At 60.0% G+C, this 13,696-nt stretch carries 11 protein-coding genes and 1 CRISPR repeat array (1 of these 12 only partly in view); all 11 genes read right to left on the reverse strand.

The annotated features are described in order from the left end of the window. Positions 1 to 718: direct repeats of the CRISPR family, unit length 37 nt; unit sequence GCTGCAGCCTGCGCCCTGATCCGTCAGGGATAGAAAC (it extends 215 nt beyond the left edge of the window). A gap of 155 nt (positions 719 to 873) precedes the next feature. Further along, a complete protein-coding gene (locus AAFN88_RS14995; RefSeq protein WP_347521171.1) occupies positions 874 to 1,800 on the reverse strand; it encodes a hypothetical protein in 927 nt (308 codons plus the stop codon). 11 nt (positions 1,801 to 1,811) lie between these two features. Next, positions 1,812 to 2,117: a CRISPR-associated protein Csx16 gene (gene csx16, locus AAFN88_RS15000; protein WP_347521172.1), complete on the reverse strand. Its 306-nt coding sequence runs from the start codon at positions 2,115 to 2,117 to the stop codon at positions 1,812 to 1,814. After that, positions 2,114 to 3,244 carry a type III-B CRISPR module RAMP protein Cmr6 gene (gene cmr6 / locus AAFN88_RS15005; RefSeq protein WP_347521173.1) on the reverse strand — a complete coding sequence of 377 codons (1,131 nt, stop codon included), beginning with the start codon at positions 3,242 to 3,244 and terminating at the stop codon, positions 2,114 to 2,116. The genes csx16 and cmr6 overlap by 4 nt, the downstream gene beginning before the upstream one ends. A gap of 2 nt (positions 3,245 to 3,246) precedes the next feature. Continuing rightward, entirely contained in the window at positions 3,247 to 3,660 is a 414-nt protein-coding gene (cmr5, locus tag AAFN88_RS15010) for a type III-B CRISPR module-associated protein Cmr5 (RefSeq protein WP_347521174.1), read from the reverse strand. Further along, positions 3,657 to 4,574, reverse strand: coding sequence for a type III-B CRISPR module RAMP protein Cmr4 (gene cmr4 / locus AAFN88_RS15015; protein WP_347521175.1), 918 nt, complete (start codon positions 4,572 to 4,574; stop codon positions 3,657 to 3,659). Before cmr4 ends, cmr5 begins: the two co-directional genes overlap by 4 nt. Beyond that, positions 4,571 to 5,674: a type III-B CRISPR module-associated Cmr3 family protein gene (locus AAFN88_RS15020; RefSeq protein ID WP_347521176.1), complete on the reverse strand. Its 1,104-nt coding sequence runs from the start codon at positions 5,672 to 5,674 to the stop codon at positions 4,571 to 4,573. Before AAFN88_RS15020 ends, cmr4 begins: the two co-directional genes overlap by 4 nt. Beyond that, complete coding sequence (locus tag AAFN88_RS15025) at positions 5,667 to 7,670, reverse strand: type III-B CRISPR-associated protein Cas10/Cmr2 (RefSeq protein WP_347521177.1); 2,004 nt, start codon at positions 7,668 to 7,670, stop codon at positions 5,667 to 5,669. The genes AAFN88_RS15020 and AAFN88_RS15025 overlap by 8 nt, the downstream gene beginning before the upstream one ends. After that, positions 7,667 to 8,932, reverse strand: coding sequence for a type III-B CRISPR module RAMP protein Cmr1 (gene cmr1 / locus AAFN88_RS15030; RefSeq protein ID WP_347521178.1), 1,266 nt, complete (start codon positions 8,930 to 8,932; stop codon positions 7,667 to 7,669). Before cmr1 ends, AAFN88_RS15025 begins: the two co-directional genes overlap by 4 nt. A 2,403-nt stretch (positions 8,933 to 11,335) precedes the next feature. Further along, complete coding sequence (panB, locus tag AAFN88_RS15035; RefSeq protein WP_347521180.1) at positions 11,336 to 12,160, reverse strand: 3-methyl-2-oxobutanoate hydroxymethyltransferase; 825 nt, start codon at positions 12,158 to 12,160, stop codon at positions 11,336 to 11,338. Positions 12,161 to 12,391: 231 nt separating this feature from the next. After that, a complete protein-coding gene (locus tag AAFN88_RS15040; RefSeq protein ID WP_347521181.1) occupies positions 12,392 to 12,778 on the reverse strand; it encodes a DUF1127 domain-containing protein in 387 nt (128 codons plus the stop codon). 334 nt (positions 12,779 to 13,112) lie between these two features. Beyond that, a complete protein-coding gene (locus tag AAFN88_RS15045; protein WP_347521182.1) occupies positions 13,113 to 13,574 on the reverse strand; it encodes a GNAT family N-acetyltransferase in 462 nt (153 codons plus the stop codon). Between the last annotated feature and the right edge of the window lie 122 nt (positions 13,575 to 13,696).

A 13,696-nucleotide genomic window follows, 5' to 3' on the forward strand; every position in this document is an offset into this window, starting at 1 on the left:
CCTGCGCCCTGATCCGTCAGGGATAGAAACCTTCCAATTCCTGTGTGTCGGTCATTTGCTCGCTGCAGCCTGCGCCCTGATCCGTCAGGGATAGAAACCTTTTTCAGCGAGGGACTTGAGTTCAATGTTGGGCTGCGCTGCAGCCTGCGCCCTGATCCGTCAGGGATAGAAACGCGAACTGAGGCCGGCGACGTTGACCGACTCGGCTGCAGCCTGCGCCCTGATCCGTCAGGGATAGAAACCGGCCGAAGTTGCGCATGTTGTTTGCCGTCGCTGCAGCCTGCGCCCTGATCCGTCAGGGATAGAAACGGCCGGCGAGGTCTTCTGGGTTTCAGAAACAGCTGCAGCCTGCGCCCTGATCCGTCAGGGATAGAAACCATTCGTCCGATGGGGAGTGGCCACGCATTGTCGCTGCAGCCTGCGCCCCGATCCGTCAGGGATAGAAACATCGACTGCGACCAGTCGCGTGGTGCATCGTGCTGCAGCCTGCGCCCTGATCCCTCAGGGATAGAAACCATCTTCTCTCTTCACCAGGTCAGTCATGGGCTGCAGCCTGCGCCCTGATCCGTCAGGGATAGAAACTCTCTTCTCCTCTGCCCCTGGGCAGCGATTGGGCTGCAGCCTGCGCCCTGATCCGTCAGGGATAGAAACTCCTGGGTCGGATTCACAGCAGCCTGCTGGGCTGGAGCCTGCGCCCTGATTCGTCAGGGACAGAAGCGTGGCGTAGAACATCTCAGTCTCGAACCAGTCGCCGGGTCCAAGCAGCAGCCCTGACCCGTCAGGCAGACGGGTCCTATGTCCATTCCTGCAGGATGAGAGGTGGCCTCATCGGCCGTCCCAGCAAGACTGAAGAATAGGCCGGGGCGGCCCCACTCAGATGAATTCCTCGGAAAACAAGCCGGGGTCGAGGATTGCCGTATCGAGGTGCAGGCGGCCGTCGTTCCCGACATAGCTGAACAGTGCCTGCGTGTTCAAGGCGGCAACGGCGGCAGCGACCGAAACCTGCTTGGTGCCCGCCGTCATATCGATGCAGAGGCTGCGCTTTGCAAAGCCGGCCGCTCCGGCATGGCGGATCGCCGCGCGGAAGGCCACCTGCAAGGCATGATAGTCACCGTAGTTCACGCCCGTCGTGCACAGCGTGGACTCGCGGCCGGGCGCGCCCGTCACGGCAGACCGCTCGATGGGAACAATCTCACCAGGCCCGCCGACGAAGAAAATCTTCGGCTCGCGTGTATCGAGCAGATCGAATACGGCCTTCGCGAAACGCCAGGCATCAGGCGCTGAGGCCGCATCGCCGACGTCCGAGGGAATCACATAGAGACGCCGCAGCGTTTCCCTGTGTGGAAACAAAGCCCGGAATCCCTGAACCCAGGGATGCCGCATAGCCTGCTGCAGAACCTGATCACCCGCGCCGCCCCGGCAGATCGTTTCAAGGTCCACGTGCGTCAGGCTCTCGAGCGCCGTGACGGCCGCCTGCTGATTGAACTCCCGATTCTTCATGCCAGAAAGCGGCAGGATGAGCACTTGGCGCCCGCGCTCCGCATGCTCATCCACAGCCCGGAAGAATGCAATGGGGTTGGCGAAGTGCCCCATCCAATGGACCATGCCGCCCATGAAGCCCAACGCAAGGAAGCAGGCGATGCCAAACACCACGAGATAGCTTGCGAAACCCGAGGACTTCGTGACGATGGAGAAGGTCTCAGACAAATGGCCCAGCAACGCCTCGAAAGTAAAGGCCAGTAGCGTCAGCACCAATGTGCCGACGACCACCAGGCTGAGTTTCCACAGTATCGCCCCCATCTTCCCTCCCCCTAGAAATCGCCGTCGGCCAGACGCCTTTCGACAAAATACTCGTAGAGTTTCGCCCCGAAGGCCTCCATCTCGGAGGCGCTCAGATCACGGCCCCGCATTTCCGGCGGCACTTCCAGCGTCAGATGAAAATAGCGCGCACCGCGAGCGCAGACCTCGGCTGCCAGGGAAACCGGCAGCGTCCCCAGAATGCAGTCTCCCTGTTGGACCAGGTCGATATCCAAATGCTCGACCCGCTGTGCTTCAATGCCCCGGCGCCGGGCCCAATCGAGCGCGCCGCAATGGCGGGTTACCAAATAGACCGTCACCCCTGGACATCCCACTCATCGATCTCGTCCTCTTCTACCGACGCGCTTCCTTCGGAAGTCTCGAAGAGCCTGACCCTTTGCCCAGACCCCAACCTGTGCGGCTCTGTCAGTTCCCAGTTGATTCCGTCGAAGCGCACCCTGGTGCCGATGGGATAACTTTGCCGGGCCTCGATTCTCTGAGCCAGTTCCCGCTGCATTTCTGCCTGCCGCAGAACCTCTTGCCGCTCCTCCATAGCCGCCATGGCTTCATCACTCACCATCCGGCCGAAGCCGATGCCCGTCTTGGCGCCAGCGCCGATCCATTCCAGCGCGGCCTCCAGATAGTCGTAGGCGGTCTCCAGGTCATTCGCTTCCGCATTATGCCGACGTGCGACGGCGAACTGAAACTGTGCCCCGGGCGCCACCGCCAAAAAGGGAATCGGGTTGGGGTTGTTCCAGTCCGACGGCGTGGCTGCCTCGTTGATCCGCCACCCGTCGTCATGGGGCGTGATCACCTCGGCCATGAGGGAAACCGGGGCTGTTGGCAAGGCATCGAATACGATCAGCGCGCCGGCCGCCGGACCATCAGCATGCGCATCGTCGCGGCCGAACAGCCGGTCGACAGTCTTCATATCGTCTTCCCAGTGCTCCGCCCAGGCACGGATCATCCCTTTGACGGAAGGGCCCGGAAGGTAGGGGATCCCCAGGGTGTGATGCCAAAGAAAGCCGTTCTCCAACGGATGCGCCAGCCCCATACCCGTCACGAATGGGCCGGTGGTGACCAGGCACAATGGCCCGGGCCGCGGGTCATCGCGGTTCAGGGCGAGCGCGAGATCACAGAGCCGCTGCACCGCCGCAGCAATCTCCGCCGCGTTACCAACTTTTCTCCCTCCTCCCCGCTCTGGGTCCTTCACCTTGAAACGGCCACTTTTCCCGGGGGGCCGGTCGTGAAACTGACTCAAGACCCAGTTCATCTTGCCGCCGTGATAGTCGATCTTCCTGTCCCGGTCCGGTTCCGGCTCGGCAATCTTCGTGAATTCACTGTTCCACTGGTCGAAGAACTTAGCGAAAAAGAGCCCGCGATTGCCATGCTGCGTGACTCCGCGAAGCTTCTTGCCTGCGTAGTGAGGGCACTTCAAAGGTTCCATGGTCAGCCACCGTCCACGTTGCCGGGGTCCCGCAGGGTGGCGACGGCAAACTTCTTCAGCCACTCCAGATAGGCCAGGGCTTCAGCCTGTGCGCGGATGTAATCGGCCTCGCTCTTCCTGGTGATCTCTTCCAGAACGTCACTGCCACGACTGTAGGGACTGTCCTGCCAGTCCTTGCACAGCCAAGTATTCAAGTGGTAGTAGAGATTGGCATGGCCACGGCTGACTTTATCGGTCTTCGTTTCAGGGCCCCGCGCCTTCTCCATGGCCAGCGCCTGACCCAGGCCGCTCATGATGATGGCAGCGGGCAACGCCTTCACGTAGGCGACGTAGTTGCCGTATTCGTCCTTCCGATGCATCTTTTGAATTTGGTCCAGGGCGTGGCCGGCACGTTTTTGCGCAAGGCTCTGACTCATTGATCTGCCTCCCGTGCGCCAACGACAGCCATTTTGAACCAGCCCTGCCCAATCGTTTCGTTGCCGCCCATTTGGAGGTAGGCCTTGTCCTCGGCGATCACACCGGCGAGCGCGGCCACCTTGCCGGGCCGACGCTGGCCCAACAGCAGGTACATGACGGTATCCGGCGGCAGACTCTCCTCGTACCAGAACGCCCCCTCTTTCACGATCTTGTTCTCATCCAGCGCATTGCGGGCCATGACAGGTAGCGCATAGCGGGCAAACCAAACGAAGTCGTGGTCACTCAGGACGACGAGACGGGCCTCCAGACGGTCTTTCCGGATCGCCCCGGGGATCACTGAAACCAACGCCTCCAGGACACCCGGCTGCACCTTTGCTTCGCGGGTAAACTCACGCTCTTCCAGGCCGACGACCTCCTTGTCGCCCCCGGCGCCGAGATAGCCCCCCTCCTCCACCACCGGCAACTCAAAAGTCACTTCCCGACGGCCGCCGCGCGCCGCGTCGCGCCGCAAGCGATCCAATATGAGCGGACAGGTTACCCACTTGTAGGAGCTGGAAAGGCAGCGCACCGGCAGCAGCAATAGCCGAGCGTCGCTCATCAATACGGTTCCAGCGCCTTTCTCGTCGCCCCCGTCCGCACTGGACTGGCTCTTCGGCCCGAAGAGATCATCGCAGCACTCTCGACTGAGACCAGCCCGCTCCTCGGCCCAGACGCGCCAGGCACCCTTCACGCCCGAGCCAGGTACGAAGGGATAGTCGGTGATGCGCTCGCGCGCGACGGGCAGGTCCAGGGCTCCGATGGCCTGGCCTATGCCCACGTGTACATTCGTTTCCGCGATGAGCCCGACCATCGCGCTGCGCATTGCCTCTCCGGGCTCTCGCGCCTCTCCAGCCCCTTGCTCAGGTGCGGTCATGACAGCCTCTTATCTTCCCATGCTCCAATCATCACTTGTCCGAAGCCCCACTCCGGCGCCAGCCCGATATGGCTGCCATGCAGGGCCAATATCTCTTCAGGCGGTTCGTCCGATTCCATGAACCAGATGGATCCCGCCGGCAGTGCCGGTCTCAGTGCGACCGGACAGCGCGATTGCGAATCCCAGCCGCCGATCGGCTCCGCCTTGCCCAGGCAAGCGCTCACGACGCTTCCCTTCAAGGAGGCCTCTACTTCCCCCAGGCCGTCCAGCACACAGGGGGACAGCAGGTAGGCCGTATAAAGGGTCTTGCCGTCGTGCTGCGGCAGCATGCGGGGTGCCTTCGGCAGCGCCGGCGGAGCGTCCACCGGGACGATCCCGGCCATGCGATGCTCTCCGGCGAAGGGAATCAAGCCACCGGACTCGGAAAAGGGCGACGCGCCGTTCCAGCCGGAATACCCGACAATCAGGCTTGCCGAGCCGGACAAGCGCACGTGGCTCGCCATATAGAGACGGCCGCCGGCGTCCTTCGTCGTGTCGGTGCGGCGCGTCGACGTATCGATCCCGATGCCTACGCGGCTTTCGAGTTGCCATATTTCTTCTATCGCGACCCAGTCGTCCTGCGCAGGCATGCCTCCCGCGAGGACCGCTTCCAGTCCGCGTGATGTCAGCCAGACGTCCTCCGCACCCTTGAATCCCTCAAGTGGCTCCTCTGGGATTGGCAGGCGTACAGTGCCCAAATCGCATTGCAATGGTGGCCCCGGCAAAAGCCGGGTCGAATGGCCTTCTCCGTCCTTAACCAGGTGCATCGGTGCGGGGAATACCAACGTGTTCCGAAAGTGGACGACAGGCGCCGCAAACCGCAACGGACCCAGGTTCGTCGCCGGATCCTGCCAGTTCGTTCCATCGCCAAGACGGGTCTCGTCCCAACCTCCTAGAAACCGCCACAGCGCCGCCCGGATTGCGCCGACAACACTCGGGGGATGCGGGGGAAACACGCTGGTGGCTTCAGAGGCACCGGCGTCGGCTTGATTGAAAGGCCGGCCGTCGCGGAACATCAAAGTGTCGAGGGCCTCGATTTGCAGATAGACAGCCTCAGTCACCTTCGCCCTCCCCTAACAGACGCCAACGACCTTCGACGGAGAAAAAATGGGTTACCAGCCCGCCGTCAAAATCAAAACCGTCGGTCGGTACAGTGCCCTCGTGCTTGCGGACCAAGGGCCGACCGATGGTCAGTAATTGCTCACGAACCTCTTCCCTAAAACCATCCTTAATCTGCGAGGCCACCAGTTCAGCTTGAACCAAGCTGCGGACGACCTCTGGCTTCCGAAGAGCATCGGCAGGATCGCCGTCGGCACGGTCTTCCGTCTCTTCGAACAGAGGCAGGTAGCGAGTCTTCAGATTGTGGAACAACCTGGATGGGATGTGTCTTTGGACATTCAGCGTCATTGCCAGCTCGGCCATGACCTCGACGGGAGATCCAGCCGTTCCCGACCAGGCAGAGACCCAACCGAACGACTCACCGCCCGGCTTTAAAATGCTGATCGCTAAGCTGTCTCGCCCGTTTTGCGCTTTGGCCACGTCATCCAGGATAGTGTGGGCATGGCTGACCACCCGGCGCAGCGGTATCTTGTATTGTGCGAGCACGATAGCAGCCGACATTGTGAAGTCAGCCGGATCGGCCTTTGTACCAGTCGACTGCTTGATCGCCTCTGCAAAGGCCTCGCTGTAAATACCGTGCAGGCTCTGTGCCGCCTGAAGGGCCGTGTCCAGTGGCAGGAAAACCGAAACATCGTCGCCGCCAGCATAGATCAACACGCCGTTGCTCTCGTTGGGCCGGCCGAAATACCTCTTCACGGCTTTGGTGAAGCGGTCCAGCCCGTCCCTCACCACATCCTGATGCAGGCGAAGGGCGCTCCCGATCCTGTCACCATCCATCTGCAGCAACGCATAGAATTCGCTCGCGGCAACGCGGGTTCCGTTGCCGACGCGACTTTGCACCTGCTTCAGGCCGTCCGCCAGGTGGGCCCGTGACGCTCTGCGTTGATTATCGTCCGTACCGGCGAAGTCTTCCAAGGGCCAAGCCGCAATGCCGTCTTGGTGCAGCAAGTGGCCATCCAGCTTGAACAAGCCGTTGCTTGGTAAACCGAAATCCTTCGTTGCGGCTTCCCCCATAAAGTCTTCGGTGACATACTGCTGGGCCTGCATCCAGAATTCGCTTTGTTCTCCTCCACTCAGCTTCTTTTCTACCGCCTTCAACCAGGGGACGGCAGCGATGTAGCTGACGGAGGGCCAATGCACGATATCCATGCCTGCACCGCCCGGCTTCCAGCCGATGACTGCTTCGATAGTGGCGAGCCGAGGGAACAGGCGCTTGATAAGGGCGATGGCGCAGAGACGCTCATCGGCTTTCAAGTCAAGCGCGCCGATGCCTTTGGCCGAAGCCATGGCCTGCCAAAAGGCGTTCTGCCTTTCCCGTTCCTCCTTGCCGATTCTTTGGTACCCTGAGATTTCCTGCAGGTGCCCCATAAGGCGACAGAGGTCTCCCGGTTCCGCCGCCGCCCTGCCGCCGTAGTGGCTACGCCAGTTTTTGCGGCGATCCAGCCAGCTCCCGTCAGAGCTGTCACCCGGATCCGCACCGGTAACCCAGGTCATGTCCCAGAAACCGTTAACCTGCCGGTCCCAGATATCCTGCGTATTGTTGCCATGGGACTCTGCTGCCTCGGCCACGAACTGGTCATATACGGCAGCCTCTAGCCTCTGCCAGGCAGCCCTCACCGCCCCTTTGCAAATCTCCCCCGGATCACCGTCTACGCGTTCAACATTTGCCTTAAATCTGTTCGGCAACGACCCGACAAACGGTGTCGCGCTCGGCGCTGCACCGGCCTGAGCCGTCGAAACCGCTTCGAAGAGTTCGTCGCCATCCACCGAGGGAAAGATAATCTCTCCCTGTTTCTCAACGAGAGCGGCCATGGCTTGACCGGAGAGCCAGGAGAGCAGAAAGGACCCTGCCCAAAGATCGCGCGTGCGCCGTGCATCAGCAATGAAACCCTGAACCGGACTCAGGGAGAAATGAAGCAGTTCTTTCCGGTCTGTCACGGCTTTCCTCTCCCCAGCAGATCGACCTCGGAACCGGGAAACCTTTCAAGAAACCGCGAAACCACAGCTGCATCATAGACGTAGTCTTTCGTTTGCCTGACCACCTTAATCAGCGATACCGTTGTTTGCTCGTTCTTCGGAGGGAGAAAACGTGTGGGGAAGTGCAACAGGCAAACCAAGTGCTTGCCCGCCGTCAATTTATGAATGTGTATGAAGAGAGGGCTGGCGCGGCGATCTGCAGTACTCTCGTGGCCGGCACCGACGGTGATGCTAAACCCTTTGCCCTTCGGGCCACCGTCCCTTGAATAATAGTTATGAGGTAGGCCGAAAGCTGCGCGTTCCGGAAGTCGCTCTTCTGCTACGCCGGCGTAGTCTCGGTTGCCACGCCCAGTTCCTGCCTTGAACCAATCATGGTCGGCCCGGAAGTTCTCCTCCCTAGGCTTCCCATTTATCTTTCCGTCTCTGCCCCAGAGCCTGTAAAGCTGCAAGCTCTGCCCGATTTCATCGAGAGCGTCGAAAGGTCCCTGACCCTTCGTTTCCAAAATTCGACACTCAGTTTCACGCGCAAAACAGGTCACGTCCAAAGCGGATCCCTGGACATCCAGCGACCGCTGGCTACGCACAAGCGCCGTCAGGTCGTCGATGTAGGCTTGACGGGTCTCAGGGCGTGTCTCGAAACCAAGATCAGCCGTCAGCCCTTTCGTCTTCAGGGATACCAGGGCCACAGACCCATAACCTCGCCTGACACGTGACCCGAGACCGCCGATCAGGCCGAAGGCGCGGAGCACCTGAACGATTTCCGCAAGATCCTCTTCGTTCGCGGTGGGGCGAAAGAGCAATTGCAGCGTGAACAACGTACCGGCTTCAAAATAATCTCGACCGATCTTGGGAAGGTCCGCTCCCTTCACATTTATACAGCCGTAACCCAAGTATACTGCTCCAGGCCTATCCCTGACGCTTTCTCCGGCACTCTTTGATTTTGGCTGGGAGATCACCCTGAGCAGAAAGAGACCTTGACGCTCGGGACCGCCAAAGAGGTGCTGCTCCCGGTCCCTCAAAGCCGCAAAGGCGCTTCTTCGCTGATGAGTGCCAGGTTCCACATCGGCAAGAAATTCTGGGAAATGAAGCGCACGCCACCAGAACGCCAGCGCGCCCTTGATGCTGCTTTCGCGGATACGGGACGCGCCCTGTTCCGCGTCCCCTAAGAACATTGGAGTCACGACCTCGAAGGTCGCCTCTATAGACCTCTCGACAAATCCCAAGATCCAGCCCCCTATGCCTGAATGAATTTGTCTCCTTATCCTGGTCGGACAAATGTGCCCGGACCCAGCACAAGTTTGAATTTCACGAAACGATCAAGAGAACCAAATTATAACTATTTAAAAATCGTGCCTGTCCATTACATGGACAATGACAATTCGCTCCTATACCTAGCCGCGACAAGGCCTTTATTTTGCGGAGATATCGCCGCTAGCAATATTATTTGAATAAACCTCCTTGAGCATCGCTAGTCGGCATATATGATTGGTTCGCTCAGCACAGCAACCTGTGCAATATGATATACTATATATTTACCAGCTTCACCTGCAGCGTTGGGTATGCTCGAAGTGAGCTTCTGGCGGCCCACTGAAGACGATGCCACGCAGAGTTGGCAGCAGAACACCCAGTCTTGAGCAATCCAGGTGCTCGGAGCCCTGTACCACCACCGCAGTCCGCCAGTGCACGCCCAAGATCCACCCGCAACAGCAGGCCGGTCGGACAACGCAGGTATCGAGCACAACTGGCCGAAAAATGTTGCTTCAGCGCCCGGCCGTTCGTGCATCGTTGGCAAGCTAGATTTCATGCAACAGCTTGAAATTGACGGCCTGCTCAAAAACCGCCTTTTAACGCAGCTTGTGACCACTTACTCACCCAGCATCATCGGCCGGAAAGAGACTCTTTGGAATATTATACGACACTGTTTTAGTGGCTTGGGTGATCAGGCAGTTGTTTCAAAGCCTCATCAATCCGCTCTTGGGTGCTTCGCGCTAACGCGCCAACAGCACTATGATTTTTTGCAGGAACCGCATGGTAGCGATCAGCGATCAATCCCGGCTTTGAAAATAGAAACAATGAATCTTGGTAGGCTTCGATAGTGAGCTATGCGTCCAGTAACACCTGCACCTCTTCAGGCGACAACAAATGCAGCTTGTTCAACGAAGCTCTGAATATTGGATCTAGTGATCCAGTTGGGATGAGGAAATCACCGCCTCCGCCCTGCTTCAGATCTTCACGCCCAAGGGCTTCACGAATGATCCGAAGTTCTTCTCTCAGAGCTGTCCGCAGTGACTTTCGTTCATCTAGCCGCTCGCCCCGTCTTTGAGATCGAGCGAGTCGCGCATTGCAGATCAGCGTCAGAATAACTCCAGCAAAACCTACTAGACCTACGAGAAGGGTTTGAAAGTTGTGAAGCCAGACTGAGATTGTCATGCACAAAGCTCAACATGTCGAAGTCTTGGTTTCATCACTATGCTTATCGATCACCAGAGTCTCCAGACCGATCCGGTCCGAACTGCAGCGAAAACTTCACCTTTGCCTGCCCCCATGAAGCAGACAGTTTCAATGTGAAATTATGTAAGAGAAAGAGAAGCTGATTCATCGGATCGCCAAAGTCCCTTCTATGGTAGCCAAAAAAATGCGAATGCATTGATTTGGCGCTTTGGCGATTTCCAACAAAAAAGAAGAACTAATCTCTGCCGGGTGTCAAGGGCATCTTACCCACATGGCTGGGGGGTAAAACGGTGATATTGTGCACAAAATCTTGTACAATGGGATGCTAAGCACGCCATCCCTAGTGTCTGCCACAATATCTAGATGTTCCGCCTCGGGCTGGTTTTGTTCACAGGAAATGGCCTGCATGAGTAATCGCTCTCCCAGCACTCCAGCACTAAGGAACGTGCAGCTAAACGTGGCCTGCTGCGGCCTCGCGCAACTGGCGCCCTCTGCAGCCGACCTACGTCTTCTCCCCAAAGACGTGCTCCGGGCCCGGAAAGCGCCACTTGGCGCACGTCCTCGGCAAAGGCCGCGATGGCCGCCTCCGCGTCGCGGCCCAGCTCGGCGTAACGCTTCACGAACTTCGGCTGAAACTCCTGGGACATGCCGGCATGTCCTCAATGACCAGCACCTGGCCGTCACAGCCCACGGAAGTAAGTGACACGGTCATCACCAGCGATTTCGATCCTCAGGTTCAACGATAAACAAGATCACAAGCCGAGCACGGCCCAACGAGGCCGACACGAGCAACGCAAATTTTCTGGGAAGGGCAACGATGAAATCGAACACTGGTTCTCTAACTCCTTCTGCTGCTTAAAGAAAATGCTTCTTTTAGCTGCTGGGTTAGGAACCAACGAAGAAAATGCTAGCCCCCCCAATTAGATCGGGTCAAGGGGATAAAAACAGATACAACAAGAAAGCAATAAAGTTCGGCAAACGGGGCTGGCGAACAGAACCACGGAATAGAAATTAGTTAAACATCAGGTAGTTAGAAATCATGCAGTCTGTAATTCAGATGCATCAGTTTCACTAGCTACACCTAGCCGACCTACCTCACCTAGCGTGACTCCACCGCGCCTCCTCCAAAGGGGAGCCAACGTATAGCTGCGGGCAAGTTCGAGTCCGTCCTACCCTCAGCGTGCCTTGGCGTCTTCGAAGACGTGCTCCGGGCCCGGAAAGCGCCGCTGGCGCACATCTCCGGCGAAGGCCGCGATGGCTGCCTCCGCGTCGCGGCCCAGCTCGGCGTAGCGCTTCACGAACTTCGGCTGGAACTCCTGGAACATGCCCAGCATGTCCTCGATGACCAGCACCTGGCCGTCGCAGTTCACCGAAGCGCCGATGCCGATGGTCGGGATCGCGATCTCTGCGGAGATGCGGTCGGCCAAAGGCGCCGTCACTTTCTCCAGCACCACGGAGAACGCGCCGGCCTCGGCCACGGCCTTGGCGTCGGCCAGGATGCGCTCGGCATCCGCGCCGCGGCCCTGGACCTTGTAGCCGCCCAGCGCGTTCACCGCCTGGGGCGTCAGACCGATATGGGCCATGACCGGGACGCCGCGGTCGACCAGGAAGCGGATCGTCTCGGCCATGGTGACGCCGCCTTCCAGCTTCACCGCCTCGCAGCCGGTCTCCGCCATGACCCGCGCGGCGGTCCGGAAGGCCTGCGCCGGGCTCTCCTCGTAGGTCCCGAACGGCAGGTCGACGACCATCAGAGCCCGCTTGAGGCCGCGGCGCACGGCCTGGCCATGCAGGATCATCATCTCCAGGGTGACGCCGAGCGTCGACGGCAGGCCATGCAGCACCATGCCGACGCTGTCGCCCACCAGGACGATCTCGCAGTGGCGGTCGACGAGTTCGGCGACGGAGGTGGTATAGGCTGTCAGGCAGACGATCGGCTCCGCGCCCTTCCGGCCGGCGATCTCCGGCAGCGTCACCGACCTGATCCGTCCCGTTCCGCTCATCGCGACTCCCTTTCCCTTCCCGGTTCATATCCTGGCAGCGGCCGGCTCGCCGGCCGCAGTCTCTGCTGCAGCGCAGTATTAAAGGGCTCCGCCGGTCATGGCCAGGGCCCGTATCCGCGCAACCGCAAACGAACTCGGCCGCAAACGACAAAGGGCCGCGCGCAGCGCAGCCCTCTTGCCGGCCCGGGGACAAGAGCGTCCCCGGCGGGTATTGGATCGTGCAGTGGCGCCTTAGGCGGCCGCCGCCGTCCGATGGTCGCTGTTCGCGGCGGGCGCAGCGGCCTCTTCGGCCTTGTCGAAGGCCTTGGCGAGCGCGAGACGCTGGGCCAGGGCGTCGCCCATGGAAGCCTCGGCCTCCTGCGCACGCGGATCGAAACCACGCGCCACCGCTTCGATGTCGCTGCGGCCGATGCCGATGTCATCCAGCTCGCGGTCGGTCATGGCGGAAAGGATGTCATAGGTCCGGCGGTATTCCAGATAAGCCGACAGCTTGGCCTTACCCGCCTTGAAAAGGTCCTGCAGGCCCTCGATGGCTTCGAGAACGATCTCGGCGACAGCCTGGGCGCGCATGGCTTCGGCCCGGGCGATGGGGTCCTGAATGTTGTTGAACTGCTTCATGTCCATTTTCTCAATCCTCAAAAAGCCGCCCGCCAGAGGCGGCATATCCGGTTCGGAGCGGCACGCTATTGCTCGGTCTTTGGGGGAGCGGTTCCGAGCCGGTGCCGTCGATGAGATCAATATGGACCTCGGCGAGCCATGCGACGAGCGCATATGTTGCACCGCAGCATTGCGGTTACCTCATGGCACCTTAAAGAAAAAGTTAATGTTAATCAGCTTACTATGAGAATTCTGCGGGTTTCCGATGGCTCCCGCAGCGGTGCGTCACTGTGCGCCGCCTCCAAACGCCCGCCCTGCCCTGCCGAACCCTCGCGGGGCGCCGCTGGGCCGTCGTTCAGGATACCGGGCGCAGCTTCGACGGGGGCTCCGTATCGCTCTTGCGTCGAGCCATTAACCTTTCCGGCTCGGCCGGAATCTCGAAACCGAAAGGCCGATAGAGGCCATGGGCGTCGGCCGTGGCCAGCATCCAGCGCCTGAGGCCCTGCAGTTCGGGGTGGGCCATGACGCAGGAGATCAGCCAGCGGCCGAGACCCCGCCCCCGATAGGCTTCCAGCACGAAGACATCGCACATCCAGGCAAAGGTGGCGCGGTCGCTGACCACCCGGGCGTAGCCAATCTGGCCGCCGGGACCATAGAGCCCGAAGTTCATGGAGCCGGCGACCGCCCTCTCGATGGTCTCGCGCGGAATTCCCACCGACCAGTAGGCGCTGCGCAGAAAGTCGTGCATGACCCCCAGGTCCAACCGCGCCGGATCGGTATTGACTTCGAAGCCGTCCTGGGACCAGCAGTGGTTCATCTAGCCTGCTCCTTGCGGCCGCCTCCCCTCATGACAACCGCCAATGGGTTTCGGCAAGAAACAGCCGGAGGGCGATGTATGGCAGACGACCGATCAGCCTCTTTTAAGAGAGCGAATGCCCC

Origin of the sequence: Pelagibius sp. CAU 1746 (assembly GCF_039839785.1) — a bacterium.
Lineage (GTDB): Bacteria > Pseudomonadota > Alphaproteobacteria > Kiloniellales > Kiloniellaceae > Pelagibius.

Coding starts and splice junctions, on each gene's coding strand:
- cmr6 (WP_347521173.1), bottom strand. CDS start 3,244: ATGGAACCTTTGAAGTGCCCTCACTACGCAGGCAAGAAGCTTCGCGGA.
- AAFN88_RS15040 (WP_347521181.1), bottom strand. CDS start 12,778: ATGAAGCAGTTCAACAACATTCAGGACCCCATCGCCCGGGCCGAAGCC.
- AAFN88_RS15045 (WP_347521182.1), bottom strand. CDS start 13,574: ATGAACCACTGCTGGTCCCAGGACGGCTTCGAAGTCAATACCGATCCG.
- panB (WP_347521180.1), bottom strand. CDS start 12,160: ATGAGCGGAACGGGACGGATCAGGTCGGTGACGCTGCCGGAGATCGCC.
- AAFN88_RS14995 (WP_347521171.1), bottom strand. CDS start 1,800: ATGGGGGCGATACTGTGGAAACTCAGCCTGGTGGTCGTCGGCACATTG.
- cmr4 (WP_347521175.1), bottom strand. CDS start 4,574: ATGACCGCACCTGAGCAAGGGGCTGGAGAGGCGCGAGAGCCCGGAGAG.
- cmr5 (WP_347521174.1), bottom strand. CDS start 3,660: ATGAGTCAGAGCCTTGCGCAAAAACGTGCCGGCCACGCCCTGGACCAA.